Here is an 18,265-nt window from a genome sequence, read left to right as displayed (position 1 = left end):
CACGATGCGCGGGCTCTGGGCGGACCTCACCGACCTGGTGCTTCCCGCCGACTGCGCGGGTTGTCGGGAACGCCGGCCCGGCCTGCGGCACGGGGTCTGCCCCTCCTGCGTGACGGCGTTGGACGCGCTGCGTCCCGGGCCGGTACGTCCCACCCCCGCCCCGGCCGGCCTCCCACCGTGTGTCGCCCTCGGCCCGTACGCCGGCCCGCTGCGGGAGGCCCTGCTGGCGTACAAGGACCATGGCCGGCACGGGTTGGCCCGCCCGCTCGGCGGTCTGCTGGCGGAGGTCGTCGCGGCGGCCGTCGGCGACGGGAGCCGACCGGTGGCGCTGGTGCCGGTGCCGGACACGGCGACGGCGGCCCGGGCCCGGTACGGCGATCACCTCAACCGGTTGGCGCGGCACTGCGCGGCACGCCTGCGTCGGAGCGGCTGGTCAGTCCGGGTGCACCGGCCACTGCGTGCGCTGCCCCGACCCGATTCGGTGACGCTGGACAGCGCGGGCCGGGCCGCGGCGGCGCAGGCGGCGTTCCGACCCCGCTCGGCCGCGCCGGTCGGTGCCGGTGCGGCGGGTGTCGCGCCGGTCGTGGTGCTCCTCGACGACATCGTGACCACCGGGGTGACGTTGGCCGCGGCGGCCCGCGTGCTGGGTGCGACCGGGTCGGCACCGAGTGTCGCGGCGGTGCTCGCGGCGACCCAGAAAAGACTCCGTTCGTAACCGATCGTGTTTCCGTTTCACCCGTTGGTGTATGAGCTGCGAAAAATCTCGGGCGGTCTCGGCAACATGGGGTGACTGCCGGGCAAACAGGCGTTAGCGTTTTCCTGTCGGGGGTAGGAGGTCCATTCCACCCGCCCCCGGCGGTGAGAGGAGGCGTAGCCGCACTGTCCGGTCGACGCCAGCGGGTCTCCCACGGCGCGCGACCGGGTTACGGATCGAAGACGTCCGAACAAGGGAGGTCACGTGGACATCGTGGTCAAGGGCCGCAACGTCGAAGTGCCGGACCATTACCGGGTGCACGTAGCCGAGAAACTCGCAAAGATCGAACGCTACGACCACAAACTTATTCGTGTCGATGTCGAGCTGTTTCACGAGCGCAATCCGCGCCAGGCCGACCACTGCCAGCGGGTGGAGATCACCTGCATTTCCCGGGGCCCGGTGATTCGGGCCGAGGCCTGCACGAACGACTTCTACAGCGCTCTCGACGCCGCCATCGCGAAGCTCGACACCCGGCTGCGCCGCGCGGCCGACCGTCGCCGCGTACACCGGGGTCGGCACGCGCCGATCTCCGTCGCCGCCGCCACCGCCGGCCTACCGGTCGCGGATCTGGTGGCCGCCCCGCTCAGCGCGCCGGGAGACGGCGCTCGCGCCGGCACGGCCGTCGCGGAGCGGGTCGAGGAGGAGGACGACCGGCAGCCGTGGCACATCGCCCGGGAGAAGGTGCATCCGGCGGAGCCGATGACGATCGACGACGCGTTGTTCGAGATGGAACTGGTCGGCCACGACTTCTACCTGTTCCAGGACAAGGAGACCGGCCGTCCCAGCGTCGTCTACCGGCGCCATGCCTACGACTACGGGATCATCTCCCTCGCCACCTGACCGGCCGCGAGCCACGTCGATCACGGGGTTGTGGTGGGGCAGCCCACCGCAACCCCGTGATCCGCTCTCCGCGCAGGTCGGCGGGGAGCAGCGCGAACGTCAGGTCGTCCAGACGCCGGCCGTCCAGGCCCGGCAGGCGGCCGCGCTGTAGGCCCTCACTGTGGAAACCGGCCCGCTCCAGCACGCGGTGCGAGGCGCTGTTGTCCGGCACCGTGCCCGCGACCAGCCGAGCGACACCGGCCGAGCCGAAGGCCCACGCCGCGAGCAGCCGGACAGCCCTCGTCGCGTACCCCCGGCCCCGCCAGTCGGGCAGCAGCGCGTAACCGATCGAGGCCTCGCCGCTGGCCGCGTCAGTGAACGACAACCCGCAGCTGCCCGCCGGCTCGCCGGTGACCGCGTCGACGATCAGCAGCCGGGCGATGTCGCCGGTCAGCCACCCGCTCTCGGCGAGCAGGCAGCGCCGCTCGATCGCCTCGGGCGTCGGTGGCACCGGCGGCGCCTGGTTCGCGACGACCTCTTCTCGACTGTGCAGCCGGTACATCAGCTCCGCGTCGTCGGGCGCCAGCCGGCGCAGCGCCACCACCTGATCGGTGAGCACCCCGCCGGGCAGGTCGGGTAGCAGCCGGGCGGTCGGGCCGGGTGGGTCGTCGGCGAGACGTACCCAGGCCAGCAGGTCGTGGCGGCCCCCGTCGCGGCCGGTCCCGGCCGACCGGCGCGACCCCTCGTGACCGAAGCCGGCGGCCAGCGCGACCCGCTGGCTCGGGCCGTTCGCCGGGTCGGTGAGCAGTTCCAGTCGGGCGGTTCCGGTGGCGAAGGCATGTTCGCTCAGCGCGCGGGTCGCCGCGGTGGCCACCCCGCGTCCCCGCGCCGCCGGCCGCACCCAGTAACCGATCTCGGCCTGACCCCGTTCGGGCACCGCGTTGCTGAGACCCACCGCGCCGAGCACCCGGTCGGTGGCCGGGTCGGCGATGGCGTACGCGGCGCCACCGCCGGTCCAGGCCGCCGGGGCGCCGACGTCGATCCACCAGCGGGCGTCGACCTCGGTGTACGGGGACGGCAGGTTCGACACGAACCGCTGGCTGACCGGATCGGCGCAGCCGTCGACGACGTCGGCGGTGTCCTCGGTGCGGAACAGCCGCAGCCGCACCCCGTGCGCCTCGACCACCTGCGGCGGCGTCACACCAGGTCCTCGGCGAGCAGCGCGGCGACCCAGACGTCGGCCCGTCCGCCCCGGTGCGGTATGCCACCCCGGGCGATCCCCTCGAACGAGAAGCCCGCCTTCTCCGCCGCCCGACGGGAGGCGTTGTTGCCCACGTGCGCCTTCCACTCGACCCGCGCCAGACCCAGCGCGGTGAACCCCCAGGCGCTCAGCGCGAGCAACGCGGCAGGCATGAAGCCGCGGCCACGGGCGTCGGGCGCCGTCATGAACCCCACGTCGGCCAGCAACGGGTCGACCGGGGAGAGCCGAAGGTCGATCGAGCCGGCGTACCTGTCGTCCGGGTCGGCGATCGCGAAGCACGCCGCGTCGCCCCGGGCCCACAGCTCCCGGCAGTGTTCCTGGTACCACCGCGCGTCGGCGTGGCCGTACGGGTCCGGCACCGTGGTCCAGCGGATGGTCTCCGGGTCTCGGCAGGTCCGCACCAAGGCGTCGAGGTCCTGCTCCTCCTTCGGGCGGAGCCGCAGCTCACCGGCGTCGGCGGTGGCGAACAGCGTGGGCTGGGGGCGGCCGAAGACGGCGGCCCGCCGAGCGGCCAGGGTGCCCGGCCCGGCCGGCCCGGTCGCCCCCGGTTCGGGCACCTCGCCGGGCAGCAGCGAGCCGACCCAGCCGTCCTGGAGGCCGTCCGGCGCCGGTCGGCCGAGCCGCAGTCGGCCGTCGATCCGGAACCCGGCCCGGAGCGCGACCAGGCGGGAGGCGTGGTTGCCCACCTCGGCCTGCCAGAGCAGCCGGCGCAGCCCGAGCGTCCCGAAGGACCAGCGGGCCACCGCCCGGGTCGCCCGGACGGCCACGCCCCGGCTGCGCGCCCACGGGGCCGTCCAGTAGCCGATCTCGCCGGTGCCGTCGCCGTCGACGGAGACCAGGCCGCACGAGCCGAGCAGCTCGCCGGACCCGGGGTCGCAGACCGCGAAGGGAGCACCGGTGCCCTCCGCCCAGGCATGTCCGCTCAGCTCGGTGACGAAGCCGTGTGCGTGTTCCGGAAGGTATGGGCGCGGTACGGTGGTCCAGCGCTGGATGTCCGGGTCCTGGCAGGCGCGGTGCACGGCGTCGGCGTCGGCTTCCCGCCAGGGTCGCAGCAGTACGCCATCCTCGATGATCTCCACGGGCTCCACTCGTGCATCGTGCCGGAACGTTCGCCGACGGCGTAACCGGATAACGTCAGGCGCGCGGCCCGGACGCGAGTTATGTCGGGTTCGGCGGGACGGAGCACCGCCACCAGTGACCATCGCGCCGATGGAGCGCCTACGATGGTTCGAGACTGTCTAGGGGAGCGTTGATCCGTGTCGATTCTGGAAAAGGTCCTTAACGCGGGCGAGGGCCGCATGGTGCGGCGGCTCAAGGCCATCGCCAATGCCGTCAGCTCGATCGAGGACGACTACGTCAACCTCACCGACGAGGAGCTGCGCGGCATGACCGAGCAGTTCCGGGAGCGGCTCGCCGACGGTGAGACCCTCGACGACCTGCTGCCGGAGGCGTTCGCGGTGGCCCGCGAGGCGGCCGCCCGGGTGCTCGGCCAGCGGCCGTACGACGTCCAGGTGATGGGCGGCGCGGCTCTGCACTTCGGCAACATCGCCGAGATGAAGACCGGTGAGGGTAAGACGCTGACCTCGGTCATGGCCGTCTACCTCAACGCGCTCTCCGGCGACGGCGTGCACGTGGTCACGGTCAACGACTACCTCGCCCAGCGCGACGCGGCCTGGATGGGTCGCGTGCACGAGTTCCTCGGGCTGACCGTCGGCGTGGTGCTGCCCAACCGGCCGGCCAGCGAGCACAAGGCCGCCTACGAGTGCGACATCACGTACGGCACCAACAACGAGTTCGGCTTCGACTACCTGCGCGACAACATGGCCTGGTCGAAGGACGAGCTGGTCCAGCGCGGCCACAACTTCGCGGTCGTCGACGAGGTCGACTCGATCCTCATCGACGAGGCGCGCACCCCGCTGATCATCTCCGGCCCGGCCGAGCACTCGGCCCGCTGGTACGGCGAGTTCGCCGGCGTCGTGGCCAGGCTCCAGCCCGGCACCGACGGTGAGGGCGACTACGAGGTCGACCACTCCAAGCGCACCATCGCGGTGACCGAGCGCGGCGTGGCCAAGGTCGAGGACCGGCTCGGCATCGACAACCTGTACGAGTCGGTGAACACTCCGCTGGTCGGCTACCTCAACAACGCCATCAAGGCCAAGGAGCTGTACAAGCGCGACAAGGACTACATCGTCAGCGACGGTGAGGTCCTGATCGTCGACGAGTTCACCGGTCGCATCCTGCACGGCCGCCGCTACAACGAGGGCATGCACCAGGCGATCGAGGCCAAGGAGGGGGTGGAGATCAAGCAGGAGAACCAGACCCTGGCCACCATCACCCTCCAGAACTACTTCCGCCTCTACAACAAGCTGTCCGGGATGACCGGTACGGCGCAGACCGAGGCGAGCGAGTTCAACAAGGTCTACAAGGTCGGTGTCGTGAGCATCCCGACCCACCGCCCGATGGTCCGGGAGGACCGGCCGGACGTGATCTACAAGACCGAGAAGGCCAAGTTCAACGCGGTCATAGAGGACATCGCCGAGCGGCACCAGATGGGCCAGCCGGTGCTTGTCGGCACCGTCTCGGTGGAAAACTCGGAGATCCTCTCCCAGCTGCTGCGCCGGCGGGGCATCCCGCACAACGTGCTGAACGCCAAGTTCCACGCCCGGGAAGCCGAGATCGTCGCCCAGGCCGGGCGCAAGGGCGCCGTCACGGTGGCCACCAACATGGCCGGCCGTGGCACGGACATCCTGCTCGGCGGCAACCCCGAGTTCCTCGCCGCGAACGAGCTGCGCCAGCGTGGCCTCGACCCGCTGGAGAACGAGGAGGAGTACGCCAAGGCGATGGAGGAGGTCCTGCCCACCTGGAAGCAGGCCTGCGACGCCGAGGCGGAGGAGGTCGCCGCCGCCGGTGGCCTGTACGTGCTGGGCACCGAGCGGCACGAGTCCCGGCGGATCGACAACCAGCTGCGCGGTCGCGCCGGCCGGCAGGGTGACCCGGGCGAGTCCCGCTTCTACCTGTCCCTGCAGGACGAGCTGATGCGGCGCTTCCGGGCCGGCGCGGTCGAGGCGGTGATGGAGCGCTTCAACATCCCGGAGGACGTGCCCATCGAGTCGAAGATGGTCACCCGGCAGATCAAGAGCGCCCAGGCCCAGATCGAGGGCCAGAACGCCGAGATCCGTAAGAACGTGCTCAAGTACGACGAGGTGCTCAACAAGCAGCGCCAGGTCGTCTACGCCGAGCGGCTCCGGGTGCTCAACGGTGAGGACCTCTCCGACCAGGTCCGCAACATGATCGACGACACCGTCGAGGCGTACGTGCGGGGCGCCACCTCGGAGGGCTACGGCGAGGACTGGGACCTCGAGCAGCTCTGGTCCAGCCTCAAGCAGCTCTACCCGGTCGGCGTGACGATCGAGGAGCTGGAGGAGGAGGCCGGCGGTTCCCGGGCCGGCATGGACGCCGACTTCCTGGTCGCCCGCCTCAAGGAGGACGCGCACGCCGCGTACGACCGGCGCGAGGAGCAGCTCGGCACCGAGGGGGTGCGCCAGCTCGAGCGGATGGTGCTGCTCCAGGTGATCGACCGCAAGTGGCGTGAGCACCTCTACGAGATGGACTACCTCCAGGAGGGCATCAACCTCCGGGCGTACGCCCAGCGGGACCCCGTGGTGGAGTACCAGCGCGAGGGCTTCGACATGTTCGCCACCATGATGGACGGCATCAAGGAGGAGACGGTCGGCTTCCTCTACAACGTGGACGTCCAGGTGACCGAGCCGGAGCCCGCGGAGTCGGAGGAGGTCACGCTTTTGGACAAGCCGGTGGAGATCCAGGCCAAGGGTCTCAACCGCGCTCCGCAGCGGCAGGGCCTGCAATATTCGGCCCCCACCATCGACGGCGAGGCCAGCCCGGGTGCGGTGGCGGTCGAGCAGGCCGAGCAGCAGGCGCCCGCGCTCGGTGTGGGTCGCCCGGCACCGAGCGTCCCGGCGTCGCCGGGGCAGAGCGCGCCGTCCGCCCCGCAGCGGCCGGCTTCCGGGCTGCGGGGCCCGACGCTTCCGACGGCCGGCTCGCGCCGTCCGGCGCCGAGCCAGGCGGACGCCTCCAACGGCCCGTCGCGCAACGCGCCGTGCCCGTGCGGTTCGGGCCGCAAGTACAAGCGCTGCCACGGCGCCCCCAACGGCGGCAACTGACCGAAGCAGTTCGACGACGGGTCCCGGCCGATCTGGCCGGGGCCCGTCGGCTTTTCCAGGCTCACCCGACCCCGGCCGGTGAGACGCGCCGGTGGGGGGTCAGAGGACGTGCAGGGCGGTGCAGAGCCAGCGGCCCCGGCGGTGTTCCAGGCGCAGCGCCATCGCCCAGCTCCGGCCGCCGTCGCCGGTGAGCACGGCGGCGGCCTCCACCGCGGCGTCCCCGAGCTTGCAGACCCGCAGGCGGAGCAGTCGGGCCAGCGGTCGCACGGCGCGGCGGCGGGTCGCCCCGGTCCGTCCGGAGGCCCGGGACAGCTCGATCAGCAGCTCTCCGGAGCGGGCCGGGTCGAGCAGTGGCCGCACCTGCGCCGGCGAGCGGTAGCCGTTTACCACCTCCAGGCAGGTGCTGACGAAGCGGTGCGCCGCCCGGGTCGCCTCGGAGGCGGTGGTGGACGGCAGTGGCGTACCCGGATGGCCGGCCGGCCTGCTGGGCACCGGGCGGAGGGTGCGGCGACGCTCCGGTGGCCGGGCCTGGTCCTGGCGGGAGGCGGCGAACAGGTCGAGGGCGAGCTGGCCGTGGGTCGGCGCCGGCCAGTACGGCCCTTCCGTCTCGTCCGCGTACGGGGGGTCGATGGGTGGGGCGGGGCGCAGCCGTACGGGTGGTCGGGACGGACGCTCACTCATCGCAGCCCTCTCGATCTTGCGTTTGCCTTCGTTTGCCTTCGACTCATCGATTCTGAGCGATCGGGCCACCCCGGTCAATGGCATCGTCGAGGGCTGGACGGCCGGCGGGGGCTACTCCGGGTCGCGGTCGACGAGGGGATTGCTCTGCACCCAGTCGGCGGTCTCGTCATACTTGCGGGCGATGTACTCCTCCAGTCGGGCGCGCTCCACCCGCCACTGGCCGCGCCCGCCGATCTTGATCGCCGGCAGCTCTCCGCTGCGCACCATGTGGTAGACCTGCGAGTCCGACACGTTGAGCTCGGCGGCGACGTCGGACAGCAGCAGGAACCTGGGCTCCACGGACACTCCCGGGGTTGGTGTCGTTTGGTTCAGTTTGCCATCGACAGCGCGGACGGCCCAGCCGGGACGGCCCGGTCGCGGGACCGGCGACGGCGGACACACCGGCGAGGAACTTCCACCGACCGGAGGTGCGGTGTATGACGGTCACGGCGTGCGGCATGATCTGCGCCCGTGCCGGCGGCCGCCGGTGGAGGACCGAGCGGGGAGACAACCGGTGAACCACGAGCTTGTCCGGGTGTACGTACCGGCGACCGTACCGATGCTGGCCCGACTGCGCGAGCAGGGCCTGAGCGCCGACCAGGCGCACGCCGTGACCCCGGCGCTGCGCGAGTGGTACGCCGAGGGCGACGAGGAGGAGTTGGAGTACGTGGCGTTCACCCGGGCCGCCCAGGAGTCGCTGCACCTGCTCCGGGCCGACCCGAGCGCGCCCCGCCGCCGGGTCGTCGTCTCGGCCGACCTGCCGCCGGCCGCGCTCGGGCGGGGCGACGGCGAGCTGGGATCCAGCACGGTGACGCTGGCCGACGTCGTGCCTGTCGCTGCCGTGGCGGCGATCCACGTGGACGGCGCGGATGCCGCCGAGGAGGTCGCCGCGGCGGCCGACGTGGTGGCCGAGGCCGCCGCTGGCGACCCGGACGCCCAGTTCACCGTCGACGGCGCCGAGGACCACGAGCTGGAGTGGTACGACGTGACGGAGCTCGACCTGTTGCTGCGCGCCGCCGGCTGAGCGGCCGGGGGTCAGCGGGCCGGGTCCGCCTCGACGGCGTCGGCCGGGTCGCCCGCGTCGGCGGGGGAGTCGACCGGCTCGTCGTCGTCGCTGTGCGCCGGCCCGAGAGTGCGTCCGAACGCGATGAGCGCGGTCAGCGCGCCCACGAAGAGCACCCAGATGCCGTTGTCCACCCGCGAGGTGCCCAGTGAGGTCTGCGCCACCGCGTCCGCCTCGCTGAGCGCGCTGGCCAGGTCCAGCAGGGACCGGCCGCCGATTCGGATGATCACCTCGGCGAGCAGCAGGAGCAGCCCGGGTCCGGCGCCGGCGAGCAGGTACGCCGGCCAGCGCAGCGCGGGCGTCGCCGGATCGTGTCGGACGGCCCGACGCCGCGCCCAGCTCAGGTAGCCGAAGGCGAGCAGCCCGGCGAGCAGGCCGGCGACGAGCGATTCGGTACGCGACACCCACTTCGCGGCGTTGACAAGCGACTCCTGGGTGTCCCCGGCGCCGAAGAGGTCGAACAGCGGGTCGCGGGCCTGGCTGAACGCCACCACGAAGAGCAGGGTGCCCAGCGCCGCGGTCACCACGGCGCCGACCGTCGGGGCCGAGCGCGCGCCGGCGATCGCACCACCGATGATCGCGGCGGCGGCCGTGGTGCCGGCGATCACGTTCGTGGTCGACGTGTCGAAGTAGGTGACGTTGACGGCCAGCGCGGCGGCCAGCCCGACCACCATTCCGGCGCCGATCGCCCCGACGAAGCGCAGGGTGATCCCGTCGCCGTAGCGGCGGGCCAGCAGGTTGCCGCCGGCCAGCGCCACGGCTGCCCCGGCCACCAGCGCGGCCGAGATCACGCCGGGCAGGGCGAACGCGGAGAGGCTGATCGCGGTGACCCCGGCCGCGGCCGAGGTGGTGGCCTCCCGGGTGGACCAGAGCATGGCGGCCAGCCAGCCCAGCGCCAGCAGCGCGAGCACCGCCGCGCCGGGGGCGAGCGTCGGCCGGCCGTCGGTGGCGTCGACCGCCGGCTCGTCCGACTCGACGGCCGGGACGCGGCCGGGCTGCTTGGTCATCGTCTCCCCTTCGAGGCGGCAGGTCACCGACCATTCAGGGTACGCGGGCCCGCTGGGTCACCCGTCGCCCCCGACGGGTGCCACCCCGCCCGGCTCTGCCGACGGCGCGGGTCGATCGGCCGCCCGGTGGCTGCCGGGTCGTCGGATCGAGCCCGATCGGTAAGGGGAGAAGGGGTGGGGTGGTCCTTGGCGTACGGAGGTGGCCGAGGTGGGGCGCGCGGCCTCGCATGGGAGAATCGGGGGAGGTCCCGCCGCTGCTCGGCCCTGTCGTGCGGCGCCCGGTGTCCGGCCGTCCGGTCGGTCCCCGCGGGTCCGGTTTCGCCACTGCTGTCGAGATCGCCAGGAGCCTTGATGGACGCCGTGTTCTCCGTACCCGAGCCGCGCAACGAGCCGGTTCGCAACTACGAGCCGGGCAGCGGAGATCGGGAGCGGCTCCAGCGGCGGCTGACCGAGCTCGCCGCGGAGCGCATCGACCTGCCGATGACCATCGGTGGCGAGCAGCGGATGGCCGCCGGTGACCCGATCAACGTGGTGCAGCCGCACAAGCACGCGCACGTGCTGGGCGTGACCGCGCACGCCACCCACGACGACGCGCACGCCGCCATCAAGGCGGCCAAGGCCGCCGCCCCGATGTGGCGGGCGCTGCCGTTCGAGGAGCGCGCCGCGATCTTCCTGCGCGCCGCCGAACTGCTCGCCGGCCCCTGGCGGGACACGCTCAACGCCGCCACCATGCTCGGCCAGTCGAAGACCGCGATCCAGGCGGAGATCGACTCGGCCTGCGAGTTCATCGACTTCCTCCGGTTCAACGTGCACTTCGCCCGTCGCCTGCTCGAGGAGCAGCCGGCGTCGTCGCCAGGCGTCTGGAACCGCTTCGACCACCGCCCGCTGGAGGGCTTCGTCTACGCGGTCACCCCGTTCAACTTCACCGCGATCGCCGGCAACCTGCCGTCGGCGCCGGCCCTGCTGGGCAACACGGTGATCTGGAAGCCGGGCCCGACCCAGCAGTTCGCCGCGCACTTCACCATGCGGCTGTTCGAGGCCGCCGGCCTCCCGCCCGGCGTGATCAACATGGTGACCGGCCGGGGCGAGGAGGTCTCCGACGTCGTGCTCGCCGACCCGGACCTGGCCGGCATCCACTTCACCGGCTCCACCAAGGTCTTCCAGCAGTTGTGGCGGACCGTCGGCGACAACATCGCCCGCTACCGGGGCTACCCGCGGCTGGTCGGCGAGACCGGTGGCAAGGACTTCGTGGTCGCGCACACAAGCGCCGACGTGGACGCGCTGCACACCGCGCTGATCCGCGGCGCGTACGAGTACCAGGGCCAGAAGTGCTCGGCGGCGTCGCGGGCGTACGTGCCGCGCTCGCTCTGGGAGGGCGGGCTGCGCGACCGGCTGGCCGCCACCGCGGACTCGCTGACCTACGGCGACGTCACCGACTTCAGCAACTTCGGCGGCGCGGTGATCGACGACAAGGCGTTCGCCCGGCACACCGCCGCGCTGGAGCTGATCGCCGGCGACGACACCTGCCGGATCCTCGCCGGCGGCACCGCCGACGACTCGGTCGGCTACTTCGTCAGGCCGACCCTCTTCGAGTGCGGCGACGCCGCGCACGAGACCTTCACCACCGAGTACTTCGGTCCGATCCTCGGCGTGCACGTGTTCGACGACGCCCGCTTCGACGACGTGGTCGCGCAGGCCGAGTCGATCGCCCCGTACGCGCTTACCGGCTCGGTGTTCGCCACCGACCGGCAGGTGATCGACTCGGTCGGCGAGCGCATGCGGTACGCGGCCGGCAACTTCTACATCAACGACAAGCCGACCGGCGCGGTGGTCGGGCAGCAGCCCTTCGGCGGCGCCCGGGCCAGCGGCACCAACGACAAGGCGGGCTCCTGGCTGAACCTGGTCCGCTGGGTGTCGCCGCGCACGATCAAGGAGACGTTCGTGCCGCCGACCGACCACACGTACCCCCACATGGGCTGACCGGCGACGACCCGCCGGCGGCGCGCTCGGCGCCGCCGGCGGTCGGCCCGCCGACCCAACCCATCGATAGTCCTCAACGGACAGTCTGTCGCCGACAGTGCACTTAGGAAGTCCTGTCGGGTGGCAAACTGCCAAATCCTGGACGCCGCGTGCGCAAAGTGGCAGCGTAGTGGGCATGGCGGAATCCGGAGTCAACCCTACGGCGGCGGCCCTGCTCGGCCTCCTCCACGAGGGCCCGATGACAGGCGGCCAGTTGATGGCCGCCGCTGAGCGCCGTCTGGCGCCGTACTGGTCGATGACCCGCAGTCAGGTCTACCGCGAGTTGCCGGTGCTGGCCGAGCGGGGTTTCGTGCGGCTCGGTAAGCCGGGGCCGCGGATGAGCCAGCCGTACGCACTCACCGCCAGCGGGAAACGGACATTTTCCCGTTGGCTGGCGGAGAACCCGGGGCGGGACACCATCCGCAACCCGATAGCGCTGCGGATGGCCTTCGGCAACCTGCACTCCGCCAGCCAGCTGAAGAGCCTGTACGCCTCCGCGAACGAATACCACACCGAGGCCCTCGCCCAGGTCCGGGAGCAGGTCAAGAACGCCAAACGGGACGGCGACACCTACGACGCCAGCGCCCTGGAGTTCGCCGTCGCCTACCACCGGGCCGCCCTGTCGTGGTTGAAGTCCGCCCCCGTCGGGTGATCTCCGGCGGGTCCGCCGACAGGGAACGAGCTGCTCCTTCCGTGACGCAGTACGCTTGTCTGTCGTGACCGCTGCCGATTACGCCGAACAGCTCAAGGAACTCGACGCGACCCTGCGAAACATCGAGGCCGTCCTCAACCTCGACCGTCTCCACGAGGACAAGGCCCGCCTTGAGCAGGAGGCTTCCGCCCCCGACCTGTGGGACGACCAGGCCAAGGCTCAGCAGGTGACCTCGCAGCTGTCGTACGTCAACGGCGAGATCAGCAAGCTGGGCAGCCTGCGCGCCCAGCTCGACGACGCCCAGGTGCTGCTGGAGCTGGCCGAGGCCGAATCCGACCCGGGGGTGCTCACCGAGGTCGAGGCGGAGATCACCGGGCTGACCAAGGCCATCCAGGAGATGGAGGTCCGCACCCTGCTCTCTGGCGAGTACGACTCCCGGGAGGCGCTTGTCGCCATCCGGGCCGGCGCGGGCGGCGTGGACGCGGCGGACTTCGCCGAGATGCTGCTGCGGATGTACCTGCGCTGGGCGGAGCGCCACGGCTACCCGACCGAGGTCTACGAGACCTCGTACGCCGAGGAGGCGGGCCTGAAGTCGGCCACCTTCGCGGTCAAGGTGCCCTACGCGTACGGCACGCTCAGCGTCGAGTCGGGGACGCACCGACTGGTCCGGATCAGCCCGTTCGACAACCAGGGCCGCCGGCAGACCAGCTTCGCGGGCGTCGAGGTCCTGCCGGTCACCGAGCAGACCGACCACATCGACATCCCGGAGAACGAGGTACGCGTCGACGTGTACCGCTCCTCCGGCCCCGGTGGGCAGAGCGTCAACACCACCGACTCGGCGGTCCGGCTCACCCACATCCCGACCGGCATCGTGGTGACCTGCCAGAACGAGAAGTCCCAGCTGCAGAACAAGGCCTCCGCGCTGCGGGTGCTCCAGGCCCGGCTCCTGGAGCGCAAGCGCCAGGAGGAGGAAGAGAAGATGGCCGGCCTCAAGAGCGGCGGCACCAGCTCGTGGGGCGACCAGATGCGCTCCTACGTCCTGCACCCGTATCAGATGGTGAAGGATCTCCGAACCGAGCAGGAGACCGGCAATCCGAGCGGGGTCTTCGACGGCGACCTCGACGATTTCATCGAGGCCGGCATCCGTTGGCGCAAGCAGCGTCAACTCGCCGACGACGGTGCGTGACGGCTCGCGGGCGGAGCGCGTCGTCGATCTCCAGGTAGAAGCCTGATTCGACGACGCGCGCCGGATCTGTGGGGCGTGGGGCTTGGCTCAGTTGTTACACCGCGTAGACTCACCACCCGTGATTCAGCTTGAGCAAGTGACGAAGACGTACCCGAAGGCGTCCCGGCCTTCGCTCGACAACGTGTCCGTCTCGATCGAGAAGGGCGAGTTCGTCTTCTTCATCGGTCCATCCGGCTCCGGCAAGTCCACAATCATCAAGATGCTGCTGCACGAGGTCGCCCCCAACAAGGGTCGCGTCGTCGTCAACGGCAAGGACGTCACGTCGATGCGGTCCTGGAAGCGACCCCACTTCCGCCGCTCGATCGGCTGTGTCTTCCAGGACTTCCGGCTTCTGCCGAACCGCACCGCCTACGAGAACGTGGCGTTCGCTCTCGAGGTGATCGGCAAGACCAAGGCGGTTGCCCGCCGGGTCGTGCCGGAGGTGCTGGAGCTGGTCGGGCTCGGTGGCAAGGAGCACCGCTACCCGCACGAGCTCTCCGGTGGTGAGCAGCAGCGGGTCGCCGTCGCCCGGGCGTTCGTGAACCGCCCGCTGATCCTGCTGGCGGACGAGCCGACCGGAAACCTGGACCCGGACACCTCGATCGAGATCATGCGTCTGCTGGACAGGATCAACCGCACCGGCACGACCGTCGTGATGGTCACCCACGACTCCAACATCGTGAACCAGATGCGCCGCCGCGTCGTCGAGATCGAGAGCGGTCGCATCGTGCGTGACCAGGCCCGCGGCGTCTACGGGTGAGCCGGCGCTCCACCCCTTTCGCAGCCTGACGACGAACACCTCATGCCGGAGACCCGGAGGAAATCCCGATGCGCGTGAAATACGTCCTGTCCGAGGTACTGGTCGGACTGTGGCGCAACGTGACCATGTCCATCGCGATGATCATCACGATGGCGGTCTCGCTGACCATGCTCGGCGCCAGCGGTCTCATGTACCGCCAGGTCGACGACATGAAGGACCTCTACTACAAGAACATCGAAGTCTCGATCTTCTTGAACCAGGAGGTGAGCGAGCAGGAGCGCACCGAGCTGCAAACCAAGCTCGACGGCGACCCCCTGGTGAAGGATGTCCTCTACGTCAACAAGGATGAGGCGTACAAGCGCTTCAAGGAGATGTACCAGGACGCGCCGGACCTGGTGAACGCCGTCAAGCCGGACCAGCTGCCCGAGTCGTTCCGGCTCAAGCTGAACAACCCGGAGCAGTACAAGAACATCTACGACCAGTACAAGGACACGGCGGGTGTCGACGAGATCGTCGACCAGAGCCGCCTGCTGGACAAGATCTTCAACATCCTCACCTCGATCCAGAACATCGCGCTGGCCGCCGCCATCGTGATGGCGATCGCCGCCCTGCTGCTGGTCGCGAACACCATCCAGGTGGCCGCGTACAGCAAGCGGCGCGAGGTGGCGGTCATGAAGCTGGTCGGCGCGTCCAACTGGTTCATCCAGGCGCCGTTCGTGCTGGAGGCCGTCGTGGCCGGCCTGATCGGCTCACTGCTGGGCCTTGTCGCTCTCGTCGCGGCGAAGTATCTGCTCTTCGACGGGTCGCTCAGCGCGTTGCAGGGCCTGCTGTCGCCGATCAGCTGGGGTGACATCCTGTTCATCTTCCCGCTGATGGCCGGCGTCGGTGGCCTGGTCAGCGCCGCCACCGCCTGGATCACCCTGCGGTTCTACCTGCGGGTCTAGGCACCGTACGGGTCGTCCCGTCGTCAACCGGGGACCCTCCCGCGGCCGGAAATAAACGGCGCGGGAGGGTCCTTGTCAATGAGGCTTATTCGGGCGGTCCTCACGATGGCACGACCTGCCCGACGGTCAGAGCCCGAATAAGCCTCATTCAGGTAGCATGATCGGTTGTCCGGCCGGGGTGACCCCGGCCGCGACGTCAGACGGGAGGGGGTGGCACCGATGCCACGGGAAAAGGGGCGCAAGGTGGTCGCCTCCAACAAGAAGGCGCGCCACGACTACGCGATCCTCGACACGTACGAGGCGGGTATGGCGCTGACCGGCACCGAGGTCAAGTCGCTGCGGGCCGGGCGGGCGTCGCTTGTCGACGCGTTCGCGCAGGAACGCGACGGCGAGTTGTACCTGCACGCCATGCACATCCCGGAGTACACCCAGGGCACCTGGACCAACCACGAGCCCCGGCGTACGCGCAAGCTGCTGCTCAACCGGGGTGAGATCGACAAGCTCGTCGGCAAGACCCGCGAGGGTGGTCTGACGATCGTCCCGCTCCAGGTCTACTTCTCCGACGGCTGGGCCAAGGTGGAGATCGCCCTGGCCAAGGGCAAGAAGTCGTACGACAAGCGCCAGGACCTCGCCAAGCGCGACGCGGACCGGGAGATCGCCCGGGTGTCCGGTCGACGCGGTAAAGGAATGGACGACTGATTCATCCCGTTTGTCCAGGTCGGCACGCCGGCCCGGGGCTCGGGATGAAAGCCGTTGCGGCAGGCGTTAGTCTTGTCAGTGCCGCCACATCGGCGGCCTGTCGAGGGGGTGACTGGTTTCGACTTCGTACGCAGCGACAGGGGAAGCGAGCCGAGGAAGCCGACGTCGTCTCGAGAATCGGTCGTCGGAAACCAATAAGCGCCAAGAACAATCGCGCTGACTTCGCTCTCGCCGCCTGAGGCGAGTAGCTAAGTCTGTCGGCCTGGGAACGCCTTCGTCCCAGTAGCCGGCATCAGCTAGAAGGCTGGCCAATCGGACCCGGTCGCGGGGTCCGTGCGGCGAGATCAATCAGCGACTGGGCCCGTCACACCAACTTGCTCGCGTGAGCGGTGGGGCCGAGTAGAGGCACAGCGAGCTGCGCTCGGAGAAGCCCTGACAAACCGGCGAAGGACCCGGGTTCGATTCCCGGCACCTCCACCACCTCGAGCGAAGCGCTCCGGCCCCACGGCCGGGGCGCTTCGTCGTGTCCGGGGGGCACTACGCTGCCGCTGTGACGAACCAGGAGATGCGTCTGTCGGTCGGCGCGTCACCCGGCCAGCGCACGGTCGCGGTGGTGGTCGGCGTCCTCGTCGCGGCAGTCGGTGCGGCGTTCGTGCTGGTACCCCTGATCGCCGGCGGGCTGCTGCGCCGGCTGACCGGGCCGGGCGACGCGTTCTCCTCCTACGAGGAGGCTCGGGACCTGCCGCCCGGGATGCTGCCCCCGGGGCTGCGGGACTCCGGCGGCGGCGCGGACGGGCCCAGCCCGGTCGTCGGGCTGTGCGGCCTGCCGTTCGTCCTGCTCGGCGTCTACCTCGTCCTGCGGGTGCTCCGCGCCGCCGCGTGGCTGGACGGCAGCCGGGTGCGGGTGCGGGGTGCGTTCCGTACGCGCGCCGTCGACCTCGCCACGGCCCGGATCGACACCGGCGCCGCGTCGTACCGCGAGGTGGGAGACCCCGACCGGATGCGGAGCATCATCGCCACCGACCCGTCGAGCGAACAGCGGGTAACCGTCCCGCTGCGCGGCATGGGGCTGGCCACCCTGCCCCCGGCCGAGCTGCGGGCGCTCGCCGACGCGATCACGACGGGCCGGCCGGCCGATGGGCGGGACGGCGACGCCCGTGCCGTCGCCGACCAGCTGCGCCGCCTGGCGGTCCGGGACCAGTGAGCACCGCGGGACTGGTGGGGCCGACGGGGCAGATGAGGCGTCCGCCGGCCCTGGACAGGGCGCGGCCCGCGGTTCACCATCGGCGTATGGGATAGATCGCGGGAGGTGCCATGGCCACCGGACCGGTCCAGCAGCCGTCACTCGTCACCAGGCCGTCCGCCGCGCACAGGCATCCACCCGGGCTTTCCGCCCCGGATACGTACCCCGAAGGTCTTCCCGGTGAGCCCCGGCCCGCCGGGCTCGCCGGCGACGTGCACGCCCTCGCCCGGGCTGTCGCCGTCGCGCCGACCGAGCCGCGCTGGCGCGAGGACCTGCTGCTCCGTCTGCGTCCGGTCGGACACCGCTTCGCCGAGCACGTCCGGGTCACCGAAGGCCCGTCGGGTCTCTACCGCGAGCTGCTCACCCACTCGCCCCGTCTGCACCACGGGGTGCGGCTGTTGACCCGCGACCACGCCGCGATCGTCGCCGCCCTCCAGGCTGTGCAGCGGCTGGCGGAGCACTCCGACGTCAGCCTCGACGAGGTGCGGCACCGGGCCGGGTACCTGCTGCGGGCGCTGGCCCGGCATCGACGGCGCGGCGCCGACCTGCTCTGGCAGGCGTACCTGACGGATCTCGGTGGCGAAACCTGACCGCCGAGCCGGGAACCGGGGCGTCGACGGACGCGTCGTACCGGCATGCGTCGACCTGCCCTGCTGCTCGTACTCCCGCTGCTGATCACGGTGGGCTGCGCCCCGACGGGCGCCGGCCCGGCGGCCGGGTCCAGCGACCCGCCGCAGCGGTCGGCGGCGTTCGACAAGCGGGCCGCCGAGGTCGCCGAGGCGTGGCGACCCGACGCGACGTGGCACAGCGGGTACGTGCCGTTGCAGGGCCCGACCGTGCTCGTCGGCGATCCGCGCTTCACACCCGACACCGAGGCGGCGTTCCGCGCCGGCTGGTACCGCGACCAGGTCCCGATCC

At 71.1% G+C, this 18,265-nt stretch carries 17 protein-coding genes, 1 other RNA gene and 1 pseudogene; 14 read left to right on the top strand and 5 right to left on the bottom strand.

The window, feature by feature from the left end; translation table 11 throughout:
• Nucleotides 1-4: 4 nt before the first annotated feature.
• On the top strand, nt 5-715 hold the full coding sequence (locus FHG89_RS19060; RefSeq protein WP_139585745.1) for a ComF family protein: 711 nt from the start codon (nt 5-7) through the stop codon (nt 713-715).
• Nucleotides 716-958: 243 nt separating this feature from the next.
• Nucleotides 959-1,594, top strand: coding sequence for a ribosome hibernation-promoting factor, HPF/YfiA family (gene hpf / locus FHG89_RS19055; RefSeq protein WP_139585744.1), 636 nt, complete (start codon nt 959-961; stop codon nt 1,592-1,594).
• On the opposite strand, the gene FHG89_RS19050 is transcribed toward hpf, so the two are convergent.
• Both FHG89_RS19050 and FHG89_RS19045 read right to left on the bottom strand, forming a co-directional pair.
• Nucleotides 1,575-2,774 (bottom strand): GNAT family N-acetyltransferase, encoded by a 1,200-nt coding sequence (locus FHG89_RS19050; RefSeq protein WP_139585743.1) that lies wholly within the window; start codon nt 2,772-2,774, stop codon nt 1,575-1,577. The genes hpf and FHG89_RS19050 overlap by 20 nt on opposite strands.
• Nucleotides 2,771-3,922, bottom strand: coding sequence for a GNAT family N-acetyltransferase (locus tag FHG89_RS19045; protein ID WP_139585742.1), 1,152 nt, complete (start codon nt 3,920-3,922; stop codon nt 2,771-2,773). Before FHG89_RS19045 ends, FHG89_RS19050 begins: the two co-directional genes overlap by 4 nt.
• A gap of 168 nt (nt 3,923-4,090) precedes the next feature.
• Here FHG89_RS19045 and secA point away from each other — a divergent pair, with 168 nt between their 5' ends.
• A complete protein-coding gene (gene secA / locus FHG89_RS19040; protein WP_139585741.1) occupies nt 4,091-7,015 on the top strand; it encodes a preprotein translocase subunit SecA in 2,925 nt (974 codons plus the stop codon).
• Between the two features lie 99 nt (nt 7,016-7,114).
• Here the strand turns inward: secA and FHG89_RS19035 are convergent, their stop codons facing one another.
• Nucleotides 7,115-7,696: an Rv3235 family protein gene (locus FHG89_RS19035; RefSeq protein ID WP_139585740.1), complete on the bottom strand. Its 582-nt coding sequence runs from the start codon at nt 7,694-7,696 to the stop codon at nt 7,115-7,117.
• Nucleotides 7,697-7,807: 111 nt separating this feature from the next.
• Nucleotides 7,808-8,035 carry a helix-turn-helix domain-containing protein gene (locus FHG89_RS19030; RefSeq protein ID WP_030490852.1) on the bottom strand — a complete coding sequence of 76 codons (228 nt, stop codon included), beginning with the start codon at nt 8,033-8,035 and terminating at the stop codon, nt 7,808-7,810.
• 214 nt (nt 8,036-8,249) lie between these two features.
• Between FHG89_RS19030 and FHG89_RS19025 the strand changes: the two genes are divergently transcribed.
• Nucleotides 8,250-8,759, top strand: a complete 510-nt coding sequence (locus tag FHG89_RS19025) for a DUF6912 family protein (protein WP_139585739.1) — start codon at nt 8,250-8,252, stop codon at nt 8,757-8,759.
• 11 nt (nt 8,760-8,770) lie between these two features.
• On the opposite strand, the gene FHG89_RS19020 is transcribed toward FHG89_RS19025, so the two are convergent.
• Entirely contained in the window at nt 8,771-9,805 is a 1,035-nt protein-coding gene (locus tag FHG89_RS19020) for a hypothetical protein (RefSeq protein ID WP_139585738.1), read from the bottom strand.
• A 351-nt stretch (nt 9,806-10,156) separates the two neighbouring features.
• Between FHG89_RS19020 and pruA the strand changes: the two genes are divergently transcribed.
• The 10 genes and pseudogenes from pruA to FHG89_RS18970 form a co-directional block, all read left to right on the top strand.
• The gene (gene pruA, locus FHG89_RS19015) at nt 10,157-11,785 is read left to right on the top strand and encodes an L-glutamate gamma-semialdehyde dehydrogenase (RefSeq protein ID WP_139585737.1); all 1,629 of its coding nucleotides are present in this window, start codon (nt 10,157-10,159) and stop codon (nt 11,783-11,785) included.
• A 175-nt stretch (nt 11,786-11,960) separates the two neighbouring features.
• The gene (locus tag FHG89_RS19010; protein WP_139585736.1) at nt 11,961-12,476 is read left to right on the top strand and encodes a PadR family transcriptional regulator; all 516 of its coding nucleotides are present in this window, start codon (nt 11,961-11,963) and stop codon (nt 12,474-12,476) included.
• Nucleotides 12,477-12,540: 64 nt separating this feature from the next.
• Nucleotides 12,541-13,662, top strand: a complete 1,122-nt coding sequence (prfB, locus tag FHG89_RS19005) for a peptide chain release factor 2 (protein WP_139585735.1) — start codon at nt 12,541-12,543, stop codon at nt 13,660-13,662.
• Nucleotides 13,663-13,780: 118 nt separating this feature from the next.
• Nucleotides 13,781-14,461, top strand: coding sequence for a cell division ATP-binding protein FtsE (gene ftsE / locus FHG89_RS19000; RefSeq protein ID WP_030331491.1), 681 nt, complete (start codon nt 13,781-13,783; stop codon nt 14,459-14,461).
• A 68-nt stretch (nt 14,462-14,529) separates the two neighbouring features.
• Nucleotides 14,530-15,405 carry a permease-like cell division protein FtsX gene (gene ftsX / locus FHG89_RS18995; protein WP_139585734.1) on the top strand — a complete coding sequence of 292 codons (876 nt, stop codon included), beginning with the start codon at nt 14,530-14,532 and terminating at the stop codon, nt 15,403-15,405.
• Between the two features lie 219 nt (nt 15,406-15,624).
• Complete coding sequence (gene smpB, locus FHG89_RS18990) at nt 15,625-16,104, top strand: SsrA-binding protein SmpB (protein WP_124775313.1); 480 nt, start codon at nt 15,625-15,627, stop codon at nt 16,102-16,104.
• A gap of 104 nt (nt 16,105-16,208) precedes the next feature.
• Nucleotides 16,209-16,584: a transfer-messenger RNA gene (gene ssrA / locus FHG89_RS18985) on the top strand.
• Nucleotides 16,585-16,654: 70 nt separating this feature from the next.
• Nucleotides 16,655-17,308, top strand: a complete 654-nt coding sequence (locus FHG89_RS18980; RefSeq protein WP_139585733.1) for a hypothetical protein — start codon at nt 16,655-16,657, stop codon at nt 17,306-17,308.
• Between the two features lie 110 nt (nt 17,309-17,418).
• Nucleotides 17,419-17,937 carry a hypothetical protein gene (locus tag FHG89_RS18975; RefSeq protein WP_139585732.1) on the top strand — a complete coding sequence of 173 codons (519 nt, stop codon included), beginning with the start codon at nt 17,419-17,421 and terminating at the stop codon, nt 17,935-17,937.
• Between the two features lie 45 nt (nt 17,938-17,982).
• Nucleotides 17,983-18,265: pseudogene (locus tag FHG89_RS18970) on the top strand (hypothetical protein); the annotation flags it as partial.

The organism is Micromonospora orduensis, assembly GCF_006228125.1.
Classification (GTDB): domain Bacteria; phylum Actinomycetota; class Actinomycetes; order Mycobacteriales; family Micromonosporaceae; genus Micromonospora; species Micromonospora orduensis.
The sequence above is the reverse complement of the archived record's forward strand: the minus strand, read 5'-3'. Positions and strand labels throughout refer to the sequence as shown.